This window comes from Streptomyces sp. NPDC023527 (assembly GCF_055560115.1).
Window position 1 is genome coordinate 231869 of the sequence record NZ_JBVHJJ010000013.1, and the last position, 15937, is coordinate 247805.

The 15937-nt window shown below is 73.7% G+C and carries 15 protein-coding genes; 7 read left to right on the top strand and 8 right to left on the bottom strand.

Annotated elements, in window-relative coordinates; genetic code table 11:
• The first annotated feature begins 93 nt into the window (after positions 1 to 93).
• A complete protein-coding gene (locus ACZ303_RS25255; protein WP_467342615.1) occupies positions 94 to 942 on the top strand; it encodes a DeoR/GlpR family DNA-binding transcription regulator in 849 nt (282 codons plus the stop codon).
• A 22-nt stretch (positions 943 to 964) separates the two neighbouring features.
• Here ACZ303_RS25255 and cds1 read toward each other — a convergent pair whose 3' ends face one another.
• On the bottom strand, positions 965 to 2095 hold the full coding sequence (gene cds1, locus ACZ303_RS25260; RefSeq protein ID WP_467342617.1) for an L-cysteine desulfhydrase Cds1: 1131 nt from the start codon (positions 2093 to 2095) through the stop codon (positions 965 to 967).
• 137 nt (positions 2096 to 2232) lie between these two features.
• On the opposite strand from cds1, the gene ACZ303_RS25265 reads away from it, so the two are divergent.
• Together ACZ303_RS25265 and ACZ303_RS25270 are read left to right on the top strand one after the other, a co-directional pair.
• Positions 2233 to 2559, top strand: a complete 327-nt coding sequence (locus ACZ303_RS25265) for a hypothetical protein (protein ID WP_467342682.1) — start codon at positions 2233 to 2235, stop codon at positions 2557 to 2559.
• Positions 2560 to 2758: 199 nt separating this feature from the next.
• On the top strand, positions 2759 to 3322 hold the full coding sequence (locus ACZ303_RS25270) for an ATP-binding protein (protein WP_467342619.1): 564 nt from the start codon (positions 2759 to 2761) through the stop codon (positions 3320 to 3322).
• A 379-nt stretch (positions 3323 to 3701) separates the two neighbouring features.
• On the opposite strand, the gene ACZ303_RS25275 is transcribed toward ACZ303_RS25270, so the two are convergent.
• Both ACZ303_RS25275 and ACZ303_RS25280 read right to left on the bottom strand, forming a co-directional pair.
• Positions 3702 to 3992, bottom strand: a complete 291-nt coding sequence (locus tag ACZ303_RS25275; protein ID WP_467342621.1) for an SHOCT domain-containing protein — start codon at positions 3990 to 3992, stop codon at positions 3702 to 3704.
• A 198-nt stretch (positions 3993 to 4190) separates the two neighbouring features.
• Positions 4191 to 5414: an ROK family protein gene (locus ACZ303_RS25280; RefSeq protein ID WP_467342623.1), complete on the bottom strand. Its 1224-nt coding sequence runs from the start codon at positions 5412 to 5414 to the stop codon at positions 4191 to 4193.
• A gap of 17 nt (positions 5415 to 5431) precedes the next feature.
• Between ACZ303_RS25280 and ACZ303_RS25285 the strand changes: the two genes are divergently transcribed.
• Together ACZ303_RS25285 and ACZ303_RS25290 are read left to right on the top strand one after the other, a co-directional pair.
• Positions 5432 to 6655: an MFS transporter gene (locus ACZ303_RS25285; RefSeq protein WP_467342624.1), complete on the top strand. Its 1224-nt coding sequence runs from the start codon at positions 5432 to 5434 to the stop codon at positions 6653 to 6655.
• 172 nt (positions 6656 to 6827) lie between these two features.
• Entirely contained in the window at positions 6828 to 7721 is an 894-nt protein-coding gene (locus ACZ303_RS25290) for a DUF2797 domain-containing protein (RefSeq protein WP_467342625.1), read from the top strand.
• Between the two features lie 123 nt (positions 7722 to 7844).
• On the opposite strand, the gene ACZ303_RS25295 is transcribed toward ACZ303_RS25290, so the two are convergent.
• From ACZ303_RS25295 to ACZ303_RS25305, 3 genes are all read right to left on the bottom strand, one after another.
• Entirely contained in the window at positions 7845 to 8507 is a 663-nt protein-coding gene (locus ACZ303_RS25295; RefSeq protein WP_467342683.1) for a response regulator, read from the bottom strand.
• Positions 8508 to 8527: 20 nt separating this feature from the next.
• The gene (locus tag ACZ303_RS25300) at positions 8528 to 9751 is read right to left on the bottom strand and encodes a sensor histidine kinase (protein ID WP_467342627.1); all 1224 of its coding nucleotides are present in this window, start codon (positions 9749 to 9751) and stop codon (positions 8528 to 8530) included.
• Between the two features lie 126 nt (positions 9752 to 9877).
• Positions 9878 to 11104: a geranylgeranyl reductase family protein gene (locus tag ACZ303_RS25305; protein WP_467342628.1), complete on the bottom strand. Its 1227-nt coding sequence runs from the start codon at positions 11102 to 11104 to the stop codon at positions 9878 to 9880.
• Between the two features lie 175 nt (positions 11105 to 11279).
• Here ACZ303_RS25305 and ACZ303_RS25310 point away from each other — a divergent pair, with 175 nt between their 5' ends.
• The gene (locus ACZ303_RS25310) at positions 11280 to 12671 is read left to right on the top strand and encodes a M20/M25/M40 family metallo-hydrolase (protein WP_467342629.1); all 1392 of its coding nucleotides are present in this window, start codon (positions 11280 to 11282) and stop codon (positions 12669 to 12671) included.
• A 9-nt stretch (positions 12672 to 12680) separates the two neighbouring features.
• Here ACZ303_RS25310 and ACZ303_RS25315 read toward each other — a convergent pair whose 3' ends face one another.
• Both ACZ303_RS25315 and ACZ303_RS25320 read right to left on the bottom strand, forming a co-directional pair.
• Positions 12681 to 13718, bottom strand: a complete 1038-nt coding sequence (locus ACZ303_RS25315; protein WP_467342630.1) for an NUDIX hydrolase — start codon at positions 13716 to 13718, stop codon at positions 12681 to 12683.
• 350 nt (positions 13719 to 14068) lie between these two features.
• Entirely contained in the window at positions 14069 to 14296 is a 228-nt protein-coding gene (locus ACZ303_RS25320; RefSeq protein WP_467342632.1) for a hypothetical protein, read from the bottom strand.
• A gap of 226 nt (positions 14297 to 14522) precedes the next feature.
• On the opposite strand from ACZ303_RS25320, the gene ACZ303_RS25325 reads away from it, so the two are divergent.
• Positions 14523 to 15923 (top strand): amino acid permease, encoded by a 1401-nt coding sequence (locus tag ACZ303_RS25325; RefSeq protein ID WP_467342633.1) that lies wholly within the window; start codon positions 14523 to 14525, stop codon positions 15921 to 15923.
• Positions 15924 to 15937: the final 14 nt, after the last annotated feature.

The window sequence follows — 15937 nt, forward strand, 5'->3', positions numbered from 1 at the left end:
GTGATGCGCCCCGAGCGCACGTGATCGATGCCGTGCGTGCGTGGGAGGATGAGCGCGCACATCTGTCGGCGACCGATCGGAAGGACGGGCCGGGTGAGCGACCACCAGAACCTTCTCGCGGAGCAGCGTCGTGCCCTGATCCTCGACGAGGTCAGGCGGCGCGGTGGCGTGCGGGTCAATGAGCTGACCCGGCGGCTCAACGTCTCGGACATGACGGTCCGTCGGGACCTGGACGCGCTGGCCAGGCAGGGTGTTCTGGAGAAGGTGCACGGCGGTGCGGTGCCGGTCGCCGAGGCGACGGCGCACGAGCCCGGGTTCGAGGCGAAGTCGGCCCTGGAGCTGACGGCCAAGGAGGACATCGCGCGGGCGGCGGCGAAGATGGCCGCGCAGGGTGGGGCGATAGCCCTGGCCGGTGGGACGACGGTGTTCGCTCTGGCGCAGCGGCTGGTGGACATCCCGGATCTGACGGTGGTGACGAACTCGGTGCGGGCCGCCGACGTGTTCCACACGGCTCAGCGTTCCGTGACGGCCGCGGGCCCGTCGTCGCGTCCGGGCGCGGCGACGGTGGTCCTCACAGGCGGGGTCCGTACGCCGTCGGACACGCTGGTGGGGCCGGTGGCGGATGCCGCGATCCGCGCGCTGCACTTCGATGTGCTGTTCATCGGCGTGCACGGCATATCCGTGGAGGCCGGCCTGTCGACGCCCAACCTCGCGGAGGCCGAGACCAACCGGCACTTCGTCCGCTCGGCGCGCCGGGTGGTGGTCCTGGCGGACCACACCAAGTGGGGGACGGTGGGCCTGAGTTCCTTCGCGTCGCTCGACGAGGTGGACGCGCTGGTCACGGACGCGGGGCTGCCCGCGGAGGCGCGCGCGGAGATCTCCGAACGGCTGCCGGAGCTGGTGGTGGCGGAGGGCTCCGGGGACACCGCGGCGGACCTCTGACCGGGGGCGGAGCCCGGCGGGCTCAGCCGGGCCAGCGTCCGGTGGCCAGGAAGGTCTTGATGGTCTCGGTGTACGGCCCGATGTCCAGGCCCTGTTCGGCGAGCCAGGTGTCGGAGTAGTACTTGTCGAGGTAGCGCTCCCCCGGGTCGCACAGGAGGGTGACGACGCTGCCCTTGCGCCCCTGCCCGGCCATCTCGGCGACGATCTTGAGCGCGCTCCACAGCCCGGTGCCCGTGGAGCCGCCCGCCTTGCGGCCGATGGCCTGCTCCAGGGCGCGTACGGCCGCGACGCTGGCGGCGTCGGGGACCTTCATCATCCGGTCGATGGCGCCGGTGACGAAGCTGGGTTCCATGCGCGGCCGGCCGATGCCCTCGATGCGTGAGCCGGTCGCGCTGGTCGCGGAGGGGTCGTGGTCCTTCCAGCCGTCGAAGAAGCAGGAGTTCTCGGGGTCGGCGACGCAGACGTGGGTGTCGTGCTGCATGTAGCGCACATAGCGGGCGATGGTGGCGGAGGTGCCGCCCGTGCCGGCGGTGGCGACGATCCAGGCGGGCACCGGGTGGCGTTCGAGCCGGAGCTGGCTGTAGATCGACTCGGCGATGTTGTTGTTGCCCCGCCAGTCGGTGGCCCGTTCGGCGTAGGTGAACTGGTCCATGTAGTGGCCGCCGGTCCGCTCGGCGAGGGCGGCGGCCTCCTCGTACATCCCGCGCGGGTCGTCGACGAGGTGGCAGGCCCCGGCGTGGTACTCGATCAGCCGGCACTTCTCCCGGCTGGTGGTGCGGGGCATGACGGCGATGAACGGCACGCCGATCAGGGCGGCGAAGTACGCCTCGGAGACGGCGGTGGAGCCGCTGGACGCCTCGATGACGGGGGCGTCGGGGCGGATCCAGCCGTTGCACAGGCCGTAGAGGAAGAGCGAGCGGGCGAGGCGGTGCTTGAGGCTGCCGGTGGGGTGGGTGGACTCGTCTTTGAGGTAGAGGTCGATGCCCCATTCCTCGGGCAGCGGGAAGCGCAGCAGATGGGTGTCGGCCGAACGGTTCGCGTCGGCCTGCACCTTGCGGACGGCTTCGGCGAGCCAGGCCCGGTACCGCGGGTCGCTGCGGTCGATGTCGAGGGTGGGGCCGGCGGAGCCGCCCGTGGGTACGGTGCTGTTCACGACGCTCCTCGGGGGGTTCGTCCGGTTTCTTTGTGGATCACTCGGACGTTTCGATCATAAAGGGGCACTGGTGCGTGAGCCGCGTCACAGGCAGACTTCGCACCAGGGCGCACGAGTCGGCCGGGGAGGCGGTTGTCGTGGCGGAGCCGGAGTTCAACGCGACCGGGGTGCGGATCGAGCGCGCTCTGCGTTCCCTCACCCGGGCGGGTCAGGTGAAGATCAGTAACGGTCGGCTCGAGCTGCTGACGAGTTACGGCCGGGAGATCGACAGCGCGCCCCTGGGGTCGGTCCACGCGAGCAAGCCGTGGTTCGCCGCCCGGGACCGGGCGCGGGCCACGGTGAACGGAACGCGCTATCTGCTCACACTGGGCGGCCTCGACACCGCCGAGGAATCGGGGCCGTCCGCGGTCCGGCGCTTCCTGGAGGCGGTCCGCTCCGCACGCGGGGGCGATGCGCGGGGCTGATGGCACAGGAGTTGCGGATGCCGCCACAAGAGTCGACGCTTGACTCGTATCAGCATTACCGAGGGTGCACCGGCGGTTACGCTCCGGATCAGTCTGCCGCCCATCGGACCGGCGGCCACCGTCGCCGGCCGGACCCAGCGCGTGTCAGAAACGCCTATCTGAATCAGGCTAGCCCTACTTCTTCCAGGGAGTCGCAGCCGTGATCAGCCGACCGAACAAGCACTGCACCGTCGAGCTCCAGGCTCTTCCCCCGCGGATCGGCCAGGTCCGCAGAATCGTATCTGCGCAACTGCGCTACTGGCATCTCGACTCTCTCATCGACCCCGCGGCGCTCGGCGTCACCGAGCTCTTGACGAACGTGCACCGGCACGCGGAACCGGACAAACGCTGCACGGTGGAGATCGACCTCGTACTGGACCAGCTCACGGTCTCGGTGCGTGACCACGACCCCCGGCTGCCCCGGATCGGGAACGGGGACACGGGCAGCACGCACGGTCGCGGCCTCGCCCTGATCGCGGCGGTCAGCGCGAGCTGGGGCGTCCAGGAGCGCCATGACGGCGGCAAGGTCGTCTGGTTCACGCTCCCCGTCCCCGGTACGGCCGCGGTCCGGACGGCGCAGGCCGACCGGACCACCATCGCGTTCGAGCAGCCCGTCCTCGAACTGCCCGCCCTGGAGGAACCCGTCTTCGACGAGCCCGCGGTGGCCGTCCGGGCGGCCTCCCTCCGCGAGCGCTCCCCTGTCCGCTCCGCCGTTCCCGGCTGACCGGACAGGGGCATCCACCCCAGCGGGAGCGGCGCCGACTCCGCCGCGACGGCGCGCGACACATCCGGGCGATCGGCCCCCGGGCGGATCGCGGCCCGGTCGGCGCGCCGGCGGCCAGGCCCAGCGGCGCGACCACCACCGGCCGCGTGGGCGGCACCGTGAAAACTCCGGTGCTCCAAGGCCCCTACGAGCACCCGGCCCGGCAAGCGCCCGACGCGGGCCCGCCGGCCGTTCCGAAGGCGGCGCCCCGCGCACCGTCGCGCACGGCTGACGGTGTCCACCCGACGGGCCGCGACAGACCCGGCTCCCGGATCCGTTCCCGGACCGCGAATGTCAGGGTGCCGACGAGGATGACACCCCGCCCTCGCAACCGCGAACGTCATGGCGCGCTCCGCTTTCCGCCGGTGCCGAAGTGCTCCTCCAGGACGGAGAGCCGGCGCCAGTACTCGTCCTCGTCGATGTCACCGGCGGCGAACCGGCGGCCCAGCACGGTCAGAGGAGAGTGCTCGGGCCGGTCGGCGCGGGGCTGCCAGGGGGCGCGGCCCGCGCGCCATCCGGTGCGGCGCAGCAGGGTGATGACTCCGATGACGACGGCCGCCCAGATCAGCGGGAAGAAGAGGATCCAGGGGCCGGGCCCGCCGTCGGCCCAGGTGTGCGCGAGCGTGTTCATGAGGGTTCAGCTCCTCGGTGGTGACGGTTGTTCTCCTCACCACCGAGCCTGGCCGCCGCGGGCCTCCGGGTCGTCGTACGGCGGGCGGCTGCGGGGGTGCCGCACGGGGAGTACGCGGCGGCTCGCGCGTACTCCCCCTTGAGCCGTCGGCGCGTTCCACGCGTGCGCGCGTACGCGTGGAACGCGCCTCCCCGTGCGTCAGCTCAGCGCGGCCAACGGGTCGTCCAGGACCGGCTGCCAGGCCGCTTCGGCCGCCCCGATGAGGCTGTTGTGGTCGAGCGTGCAGGGCAGGATCGGCACGCTGCCGCTGCGGCCCCACAGGCTGCGGTCGGCGACGACGGCGCGCAGCCGCTCCGGGTCGGCCTCCAGCAGCTCGCGGTGGAGGCCGCCGAGGATGACGCGGTCGGGGTTGAGGATGTTGACCAGGCCGGCGAGGCCGAGGCCGAGCCGGTCGATGAGCAGTTCGGCGGCGTTGCGTACGGAGGGGTCCGCGTACTCCGAACGGAGCAGGTCGCGGGACTGCTGGAGCAGGGAGACCTCGGGGCCCGGGTCGCGGCCGGCGGCGGTGAGGAAGGCGAGCGGATCGGCCTCGACGTCCAGGCAGCCCCGGCTGCCGCAGTGGCAGGGCAGGCCCGTGGGGTTGACGGTCAGGTGGCCCACCTCCAGGGCGAGCCCCGAACTGCCGGAGTGCAGACGACCGTCGAGGACGAGCGCGCCGCCGACACCGCGGTGGCCGGTGGCCACGCACAGCAGGTGCTGGGCGCCCCGGCCGCCTCCGTGCCGGTGTTCGGCGAGGGCGGCGAGGTTGACGTCGTTGCCGGTGACGCCCTTGGCCGGGCCGGCTCCGGGGCCGGGGACGTCCGCCTTGGCGAGGGCCTCGGTGAACAGGGTGCGGACCGGGGCGCCGGCGGGCCAGGACAGGTGCAGCGGGTTGAGGGCGGTGCCCTCCGGTTCGGCGACGGCCGAGGGGACGGCGAGTCCCGCGCCCAGGCAGCGGCGGCCGGTCTCGCGGAGCAGGCCGGCCCCGGCCTCGACGACGGCGTCGATGATGTGCGCGGGGTTCGCGGGGACGGTCATGCAGCCGGGCGCGGTGGCGACCATCCGGCCGCCGAGGCCGACGAGGGCGGCGCGGAAGCCGTCGGCGTGGATCTGCGCGGCGAGGACGACGGGGCCGTCCGGAGCGACGGAGAGCCGGTGCGAGGGCCGGCCCTGGGAGCCGGCGGCCGCTCCGGGGCGGGCGTCCACCTCGATCAGCCCGAGGGCCTCCAGCTCGGCGGCGACGGCTCCGGCGGTCGCGCGGGTCACCCCCAGTTCGGCGGTGAGCACGGCGCGCGTGGGGGCGCGGCCGGTGTGTACGAGCTCCAAGGCCGGGCCGAGGGCGCCGCGGCCCCGCTCCAAACGTGTTGTCCGAGTCTGGGTCACACCCCTATTCTGACTTTGTGCCGACGCTAAACAAAATACGGACGGCCATTCGGGGCCGATCCGGCCCGATGCCCTCCGATCCCGCCCTCCGCCGCCTACGCACCGCCCTCACCCTGTTCTTCGCCCTCGACGGCCTGCTCTTCGCCGGATGGGTGGTCCGCATCCCCGCGATCAAGGAGCAGACCGGAGCGTCCGCGGGCGCGCTCGGGCTGGCCCTGCTCGGCGTGTCGGCCGGCGCGGTGGCCACCATGACCGTCACCGGCAGGCTGTGCCGGCGCTTCGGGAGCCACCCGGTGACGGTCGCCACCGGGGTGCTCATGTCCCTGGGCATCGCCCTGCCGCCGCTGACCCACTCGGCGCTCGCCCTCGGGCTGGTCCTGCTCGTCTTCGGCGCCGCCTACGGTGGCCTCAACGTCGCCATGAACAGCGCGGCGGTGGACCTCGTCGCGGCCCTGCGCAGGCCGGTGATGCCCAGCTTCCACGCGGCGTTCAGCCTCGGAGGGATGCTCGGGGCGGGGCTCGGCGGCCTGGTCGCCGGGCAGCTGTCCGCGACCCTCCACCTGCTACTCCTGACCGCCGTCGGCCTCGTCCTCAGCGCGGCCGCGGGCCGTGCGCTCCTCTCCCACCCGGCGCCCGCCGTCGAACGGACGGCCCCGGCGCCCGCACCCGGCGGCGGGACGGCCGGCGGCAAGCGCGGGCTGGTCGCCGTCTTCGGGCTGATCGCGCTGTGCGACGCCTACGGGGAGGGCGCGCTCGCCGACTGGGGCGCGCTCCACCTCCAGCAGGACCTCGACGCCCGGCCCGGCCTCGCGGCCGTCGGCTACTCCGTCTTCGCGCTCACCATGACCCTCGGGCGCCTCACCGGCACGCTGATCCTCGAACGGCTCGGCCAGACGCGGACGTTGGTCGCGGGCGGCGCGACCGCGGCACTGGGCATGCTGCTCGGCTCCCTCGCGCCCACCGTCTGGATGGCGCTGGCGGGTTTCGCGCTCACAGGCGTCGGACTGGCCAACATCTTCCCCGTCGCGATCGGGCGGGCCGGTGAGCTGGCCGGACCGAGCGGTGTGGCCCTGGCCTCCACCTTCGGTTACGGCGGGATGCTGCTCGGCCCGCCGGCGATCGGCTTCCTCGCCGAGTGGTTCTCCCTGCCCGTCGCCCTCACCACGGTCGCGGGGCTCGCGGCGATGGCGGCGGTGATCGCCTACGGCACCCGCGATGTGGTGCGGGCCGCGTCACGGTGATGGACGGGATGTTGCCAGGTGGTGGGCGAGGCGTTGGAAGTGATGGAGGGTGCGTGGGAGGTGAGGGAAGAGGCATTGTCAGTGGGGGCTGACACAATTCTGTGCGTGGGGGTTTCCGGTCACCGCGTGTGACGGCGAGCGGAAGGGCGACGGGAGAAGAGGGGTGGGCGTCATGGGCGTCGAGCGTGCCGGCTGGCAGTGCGCGGGGGTGCGCTGGAGCCGTTCCGGCCCGGCGCTGGCCTGGCTGCACCCGGACCACGGGACACGCTCCTCTCCCCTGCCGCCGGAGCGTCCGCTGGCCTTCACGACGGGTGACGCCCGCCGCTGCGTCGGGGTCCGCAGGGGTGGCCGGCACACGCCCTGCCCGGTGGACGCCCAGGTGGCGGCCGCGGCCGTCTCCGCGCAGTGCGCGGAGTGCGCGCGGCTGGACCGGGCGCACTCGGTGGCCGCCGACACGATCGCCGACGACCCGCGCCCGTACGACGTCTATCTCGCCTGGTTCGGGCCCGGCGTGGTCAAGGTGGGGATCACGGCGGCCGAGCGGGACGGCGTGCGCCTGCTCGAACAGGCCGCGCTGTCCTACGCACTGCTCGGCCGCGGCCCCCTGATGGCGGCCCGCCGGGCGGAGGCCGTGCTGGGCGCGGCGCTGGCGGTCCCGGACCGCTTCCCGTACGCCGCCAAGCGCGCGGCACGGCACCCGACGCCGCCGCGAGGACAGCGGGCCGCGGAGCTGGCGTCGCTGCACGAGCGGGCTCTCGGTCTCGACACCCTGCCGGAGTCGCTGGAAGTGCGGCCCTTCGCGCCGGTGCACCATGACGCGGTGTTCCGCCTGGACCGGATCCGTCCCGGTCACGGCATGGTCGAGCTCTCGCCCGGCCGTACGATATCGGGCCGGGTCGCGGCGGTGGCCGGTCCGGATGTGTATCTCGACGCGGCGGACGGGCGGCCGCTCCTGATGGACGCCCGGCAGTTGGCGGGCTGGCCGCTCCTGGCCACCGCCCCGGAGGCGCGGACCACGGCGACCGTACGCCCACCGGAAACCGCCGGGCCGGAAGCACTCTTCTGAGGCCACCGCGTGACGGCTCCCACCTGACCCGCAGGCGCGGGGCCGTACGCCGATACATCCGTGCGGCCGGATGCCCGTAGGCCCAGGTGCTCGTACGCGCGGACGCCCGGCATCAGCAGGCCCTCAACCCAGCCAGCCCGGCCGGACCAGCCCCGACTCATAGGCGAGGACGACCAGTTGGGCACGGTCGCGGGCGCCGAGCTTGATCATGGTCCGGCTGACGTGGGTCTTGGCGGTGAGGGGGCTGACGACGAGCCGGCGGGCGATCTCCTCGTTGGACAGTCCGATGCCGACGAGCGCCATCACCTCGCGCTCGCGCTCCGTCAGCTCCGTGAGAGCGGTGGCCGCCGCCGGTTCCTTGGACCGTGCGGCGAACTCGGCGATCAGGCGGCGCGTCACCCCGGGCGAGAGCAGGGCGTCGCCGTCGACGACGGCCCGCACGGCGCGCAGCAGTTCCTCCGGTTCGGTGTCCTTGACGAGGAAACCGGAGGCGCCGGAGCGGATCGCCTCGAAGACGTACTCGTCCAGCTCGAAGGTGGTGAGCATGATGACTTTCACGTCCGCCAGGTCCGGGTCGCCGGTGATGCGCCGGGTCGCGGCGAGGCCGTCGAGCGCGGGCATCCGGATGTCCATGAGCACGGTGTCGGGCCGCAGTTCGCGGACCAGGGCCAGGGCCTGCTCGCCGTCGGACGCCTCGCCGACGACCGTGATGTCCGGCTGCGCGTCCAGCAGGGCGCGGAATCCGGCGCGTACGAGGAGCTGGTCGTCGGCGAGAAGGACCCGGATCGGGGCGTCGTCCCGTGTGTTCACGGTCCCTCCTGGTGCGGGGTGGCGAGGGGCAGCAGGACCCGGACGCGGAAACCGCCGTCGGGCCGGGGGCCCGCCTCGACGCTACCGCCCAGGGCGGCGGCCCGCTCCCGCATCCCGACCAGCCCTCTGCCGCCGCCGGGGAGCGCCTCCCTCGTGGCAGGTCCGTCGTCGTCGACGCGCAGTTCGAGGGCGTCGGGCCGGTAGCTCAGGCGGACCCTGGCGGCGCGGGAGCCGGAGTGGCGGACGATGTTGGTGAGGGCTTCCTGGATGACGCGGAAGGCGGCGAGTTCGGTTCCGGGCGGCAGGGTGGTCCGTACGCCCTCGGTGGTGATGTCGACGGTGAGGCCCGCGCCGGCGGCCTGCTCGGCGAGTTCGGGCAGGCGGTCGAGGCCCGGCGCCGGGGTGCGGGGCGCCTCGCCGGAGCCGCGGAGGGCGTCGAGCACCTGGCGGACCTCGCCGAGCGCCTCCTTGCTGGCGGCCTTGATGGTGGTGAGCGCGGTACGGGCCTGCTCGGGGTGCTCGTCGAGGAGGGCGAGGCCGACGCCGGCCTGGACGTTGATGACGGAGATGCTGTGCGCGAGGACGTCGTGCAGCTCACGGGCGATCCGCAGCCGCTCCTCGTCGGCGCGGCGGCGCTCGGCCCGCTCCCGCTCGGCCCGGTCGCGCGCCCACTGCTCGCGCCGTACGCGCACCAGCTCCGACCCGGCCAGGACGGCCACGGCCCACGCCACCGGGGCCCACTCCGCGTTCCAGGCGGCCGGGCCGTCGCCGCCGGGCGGCAGCCAACGGTAGAGCCAGTGGGCGATGAGGAGGTGCGCGGCCCAGAGCAGCCCCACCGCGCACCAGGCGGCGCGGCGGTGTCCGGCGACGACCGCGCCGAAGCAGGCGACGACGACGCTGAGGAAGACGGGCCCGTAGGCGTGGCCGCCGCCGAGGTAGACGGCGGTGACGGCACAGGCGCCGAAGACGGCGGCCCGCGGGTGGCGGTGGCGGATCAGCAGGAAGGCCGGCCCGAGGGCGAGCAGCACGCGGGCGTAGGCGCCCAGGGGCTCGTGGCCGGGCTGGTTCAGGGCGGCGAAGTGCCCGCCGACCTGCTGGATCACCGCGACGCCGAGGGAGGAGGGCCAGGGCAGCCGCCCGGTCGGGCGGCCGAGCCGGCGCATCCACGGCGGTTCGTCGCCGGTCGCCCGCGCCCACGGCGCCCGTCTCTCGCAGCCCATGCGGGCCACGCTAGCCGCCGGCGGGAGCGATGGCGTCCGCCGCGCGTGGTGGCCGCGGCTACTCCCCGGGGAGTAGCCGTCCGGCCCCCGCTCACGGGGGCCGGCCAGGAGCGCGGCGGCCGGACGTCAGCGGTCCACCGACGACAGCACGCGGCGCGCCATCGGATGCGTCCGGACGATCTCCGCGAGCGTGGTCGTACCGCGGGTGATCTTCGCGAAGGCGTGCCAGGCGGGCCGGAAGCCCGTGATCGCGGCGTGTATCAGGCCGGGGCGGCGCTGGAAGAAGGCGAGCATCCGCCGCCCTACGCCCATCTCCACGCCCAGCCCGGCCTTGATGGCGAAGGTGTAGTTGAGGGCCTGCCGACGGGCGTCGACGGCGTCCTGCGCCTCGCCGATGCGGACCGCCCACTCCCCCGCCAGTCGCCCGGAGCGCAGGGCGAAGGAGATGCCCTCGCGGGTCCACGGCTCCAGCAGTCCGGCCGCGTCCCCGCACACGATGACCCGGCCGCGGGAGAGCGGGGAGTCGTCCGAGCGGCAGCGTGTGAGGTGGCCGGAGGAGATGCTCGGCTCGAAGCCGGCCAGGCCCAGGCGGGCGATGAAGTCCTCCAGATAGCGCTTGGTGCCCGTGCCGTCGCCCCGGGCGGAGATCACGCCGACCGTGAGGGTGTCGCCCTTGGGGAAGACCCAGCCGTAACTGCCGGGGATCGGGCCCCAGTCGATGAGCACCCGCCCGGCCCAGTCCTCGGCGACCGTCGGCGGAACCGGGATCTCCGCCTCCAGGCCGAGGTCGACCTGGTCGAGCTTGACCCCGACGTGGGCTCCTATCCGCCCGGCGCTGCCGTCGGCGCCGACGACCGAACGGGCGAGGACGGCCGTGCCGTCACCGAGGATGACGGCGACCGTGCGGCGGTCGGGCACGGCCGGGCCGTGCTGCTCGACGCGCGAGACGGTGACGCCCGTGCGCACCTGCGCGCCGGCCTCCTTGGCGGCCTCGACCAGCGCGGCGTCGAACTCCGGGCGGTTGATCAGCCCGAAGAGCATCCGCTTGGAGCGGCGGGTGCGGGTCAGCTTCCCGTTGAGCGAGAAGGTGACCGCGTGCACGCGGTCGCGCAGCGGCAGTTCGAAGCCGTGCGGCAGGGCGTCGCGCGAGGGGCCGATGATGCCACCGCCGCACGTCTTGTAACGGGGCAGTTCCGCCTTCTCCAGGAGCAGCACCCGACGGCCCGCGGACGCGGCGGCGTGCGCGGCCGAGGCCCCCGCGGGCCCCGCGCCCACCACCACGACGTCCCACACCGGCTCCTGGCCCTCGGCCGCGTCCCGCCCCGCGTCCTGGGCTGCGTTGTCGCTGCTCACCTGTGCTTCTACTCCCGCTCGATCACCGGCTACCGCTACCGCCCGCATCCTACGGCCCGCCGCCCGGCGGCCCCGCCGCGGGAAGACCCGCGAACATCTCACGCAAAAGCCATGGGAGGATCAGCGGACAATCGCCCGTTCGTACGGATAACGCCGCGCCTCCAAGGAGCGTTCCATGGAACCGTCCTCGACCGTCCAGCACCGACCGGCCCCGGCCGCGCTGGCGGCGACCGTTGCCGCCCTCCAGCCCCGCGCCCGGGTCGAGCTGACCGAGCTGGTGGCCTTCAAATCGGTCGCGGACGAGGCGCAGTTCCCCCGCAGCGAGTGCGAGGCCGCGGCGAACTGGGTGGCCGACGCCCTGCGCGCCGAGGGCTTCCAGGATGTGGCGCTCCTCGACACCCCGGACGGCACCCAGTCCGTCTACGGCTTCCTGCCGGGCCCGGCGGGCGCCCCCACGGTGCTGCTCTACGCGCACTACGACGTGCAGCCGCCGCTGGACGAGACCGCCTGGATCTCGCCGCCGTTCGAGCTGACCGAGCGCGACGGGCGCTGGTACGGACGCGGTGCCGCCGACTGCAAGGGCGGGCTGATCATGCACCTCACCGCCGTGCGGGCGCTGAAGGAGCACGGCGGGACACCGGTCAACCTCAAGATCATCGTCGAGGGCTCGGAGGAGCAGGGCACCGGCGGCCTGGAGCGGTACGCCGAGGCGCACCCGGAGCTCCTCGCCGCCGACACCATCGTCATCGGCGACGCGGGCAACTTCCGGGTGGGCCTGCCGACCGTCACCGCGACGCTGCGCGGTATGACGCTCGTGCGCGTCCAGGTGGACACCCTGGAGGGCAATCTGCACTCCGGCCAGTTCGGCGGCGCGGCACCCGACGCGCTGGCCGCGCTGATCCGCGTGCTGGACTCGCTGCGCGCCGAGGACGGCTCGACGACCGTCGGCGGTCTGACGGGGGACGCGAGCTGGGAGGGCCTGCAGTATCCGGAGGAGGAGTTCCGCAAGGACGCGAAGGTCCTCGACGGTGTGGGGCTGATCGGCTCCGGCACGGTGGCCGACCGCCTCTGGGCGCGGCCGGCCGTCACCGTCCTGGGCATCGACTGCCCGCCCGTCATCGGCGCCACCCCGGCCGTGCACGCGAACGCGCGGGCGCTCGTGAGCCTGCGCGTGCCGCCGGGCACGGACGCGACCGCGGCGACGAAGCTGCTGGCCGCGCACCTGGAGGCGGCCACGCCGTGGGGGGCGCGGGTCGCGGTGGAGCAGGTCGGGCAGGGCCAGGCGTTCCGCGCCGACACCGCGAGCCCGGCGTACGCGTCGATGGCCGAGGCGATGCGCGTCGCGTACCCGGGCGAGGAGATGCAGGTCTCCGGCATGGGCGGCTCGATCCCGCTGTGCAACACCCTGGCCGCCCTCTACCCCGGGGCGGAGATCCTGCTGATCGGCCTGAGCGAGCCGGAGGCCCAGATCCACGCGGTGAACGAGAGCGTGTCCCCGCAGGAGCTGGAGCGCCTCTCGCTCGCGGAGGCGCTGTTCCTCGTCAACTACGCGGCGAGCAAGCGCTGACGCGGGCCGTCAGCCGACCGGGACGCCCGCTTCGAGGTTGAGCGGGCGTCCCTGTTCGCGGGCGCGCAGCGCCCACCGGAGCCTGCTCAGCCGTACGGGCGGCAGCAGGGAGGCGGCCTCGTCCTCGGTGACGAAGCGCCAGCCCCGCAGCTCCGCCCCGGGCAGCAGGAGCCGGTGCGCGTCGGCGCCCGGCAGCCGCCCGCCGTCGAAGAGGAAGCGCAGCCCTCCGTAGCCCGGCGGCTTGGGCGGCTCCCAGTCGACGACCAGCAGCCGGGGCACCGAGGGGAGTTGGATGCCTATCTCCTCGGCGACCTCGCGCATCCCGGCGCGGGCGGGGGCCTCGCCCGGCTCCACGACCCCGCCGGGGAACTCCCAGCCGGGCTTGTAGGTGGGGTCGACGAGGAGCACCCGGTCCTCCTCGTCGAAGAGCAGCACCCCGGCGGCGAGCGTCTCGGCCGTCGGCTCGGGCGTCTGGACGATCTCGCACGCGCCCGCGGCGCCGCTGCGCACGGCCTCCGCGACCCGCTCGGCGACCTCCCGGGGCGTCAGCCCGCCGGTGTCGACGGCGAAGGAGTCGGCCCGCAGCCAGGGCAGGGCCGCCCGGTAGGGGCCCATGTGGTCCAGCGCCCACTGCCGGACGCCCGCACTGCCCTCGGGGTCGTCCGGGAACTCCTCGCGTCCGGCGACGCGCGCGCGAAGGATCGTTTCGTCAGCGGTCAGCAATATGTGCCTGACCTGGATGCGACGGGCTGCGAGCCCCCCGAATATCTCGTCGCGGTAGTCCTGGCGCAGCACGGTCATGGGGGCCACGAGGACCCCGCCGACCTCCGCGAGCAGCGCCGCGGCCCCGTCCACGACGAGCCGGCGCCAGATCGGCAGGTCCTGGTAGTCGCCGACCTCGCCCAGTCTCTTCGGCGGCAGGAGATGGCGCAGCGCCCCGCCGATCACCTCGGGGTCGTAGAGGGTGCTGTCCGGGATCAGCTCGGTCAGTTCCTTCGCCGTGCTGGTCTTCCCCGCACTGAACGCGCCGTTCAACCAGACGATCACGGTTCCCCCTTCTCCGTCGACCCCTGTGAAGTGCCCGGAACACCCTGCCACGGAAACGCGTACGAAGGGCATGAGGCGGCGCGGGTCTCCCGGACGCCCACCGACGGCCTGAATCCGCCCCCGCGCGCCCCGTCACGGCGGCTCGGTCGCCGCTCGCGGCCGCGCCGACCGGCGCGTACGCCCCGGCGCGCGGTGCCGCCGCGCCGCGCCCTGCGGCGGCACCGCCCCGGTCCGGCAGGTCGGCGGCGTCCAGCGGCTCGTACGGCTGCCGTCCTGGACCTTCTACGTCCCGGCGCGGCCGGCGGGCAGCGATACCGGCCCCGCCCCGCCGGACCCGCCGGCCCGCGCCCTCAGCGCTTCGGCGGCCTGACCCACCCCTTCTTCACCAGTTGGTCGCAGTGCCACTTGGCATAGGCCGCGCTCTCTCCCTTTTGCCTGGCGGCCTTGATGCAGTCCGCGTAAGGGAACGGCGGCTGGTCGGCGCGGACCCGGGGGTGGGACGCGGGGGCGGCCTGGGCCACCGCCACCGACGTGCCCATGCCGCTGACCGCGACGACCGCGGCCAGGGCGATGCTCATCCGACGCACAGCACTCCTCTCCTCACTCCGTTCAGAGACCCGTTCATGCTCCGGGGAGACCGGCCGCCGAACAAGGCGACGCGCCCGCCGCCCGCGGAGACGGCCGCCGCACGACGATCACGTTAGGTGAGGTGACTGTCCAGATATCGGACAGACGAGTCATACCTTTTCCGGTCCGCCCATAATCGAGAACTCCTTCGATCTCAGATAATGGACAGACACGACCATGAGCCGGACACTGACATCTCCTCCCCCGCTGAACGAGACCCCGCGGCAGGGCTCCCCGCTGTCGAACGGGCTCAAGCAGCGCCACCTTTCGATGATCGCCCTCGGCGGTGTCATCGGCGCGGGCCTCTTCGTGGGCTCCGGCGCCGGCATCGCCGCGGCCGGCCCCTCGATCGTGCTGGCGTACGCCGCGTCCGGCCTGCTCGTGATGTTCGTGATGCGGATGCTCGGCGAGATGTCCGCCGCCAATCCCGCCTCCGGCTCCTTCTCCGTCCACGCCGACCGCGCGATCGGCCCGTGGGCCGGCTTCACCGCGGGCTGGATGTTCTGGACCCTGCTGGTCGTGGGGGTGGCGATCGAGGCGATCGGCGCGGCCCACATCATGCAGGGCTGGTTCCCGGGCACCCCCTCCTGGCTGTGGGTGCTCGCCTTCATGGCGCTGTTCTGCGGCACCAACCTGGGCGCGGTCTCCAACTTCGGTGAGTTCGAGTTCTGGTTCGCCGCGCTGAAGATCGGCGCCATCGCGCTCTTCCTGGTGCTCGGCGCGCTCGCGATCCTGGGCGTCCTGCCCGGCAGCGACTCCCCCGGCACCGCGCACCTCCTGCACGACGGCGGCTTCCTGCCCAACGGCATGGACGGGCTGATGGTCGGCCTGCTGGCCTCGCTCGCCGCCTACGGCGGCCTGGAGACGGTGACCATCGCGGCCGCCGAGTCCGAGAACCCGGTGCGCGGCGTGGCCAAGGCGGTGCGGACGACGATGTGGCGGATCGGCATCGTCTACGTCGGCTCGATGCTGGTGATCGTCGCGCTGATCCCGTGGGACGACAAGTCCGTCACGGAGAGCGGCCCGTACGCCGCCGTGCTCGACCGCCTCGGTGTGCCCGCCGGTGGCCAGATCATGAACGTGGTCGTCCTGATCGCGCTGCTGTCCGCGATGAACGCCAACATCTACGGCTCCTCGCGCATGGCCTACTCGCTGGTCTCGCGCGGTCAGGGCCCCAAGGCCCTGGGCAAGGTCTCCGGCGGGGTGCCGCGCCGCGCGGTGCTCGCCTCCTCCGCGTTCGGCTTCTTCGCCGTCCTCCTGTCGTACTGGTACCCCACCACCGTCTTCACCTGGCTGCTGAACATGGTCGGCGGGGTCGTCCTCGTGGTGTGGGGCTTCATCGCCGCCTCGCAGCTGCTGCTGCGCCGACGGCTGGAGCGCGAGGCACCCGAGCAGCTGGTGGTGCGGATGTGGGCCTTCCCGTATCTGACCTGGGTGACGCTGGCCGGGGTCGTGGGGGCGCTGGTGCTCATGACCCTCGACGCCGACACCCGCGTGCAGCTGTACTTCACCGGCGGCCTGGCGCTCGCGCTGGCCGCGACCGGCTACGTGCGCCAGCGGGCGGCGGCCTCGGCCTGAGCGGCTCGCGGCGC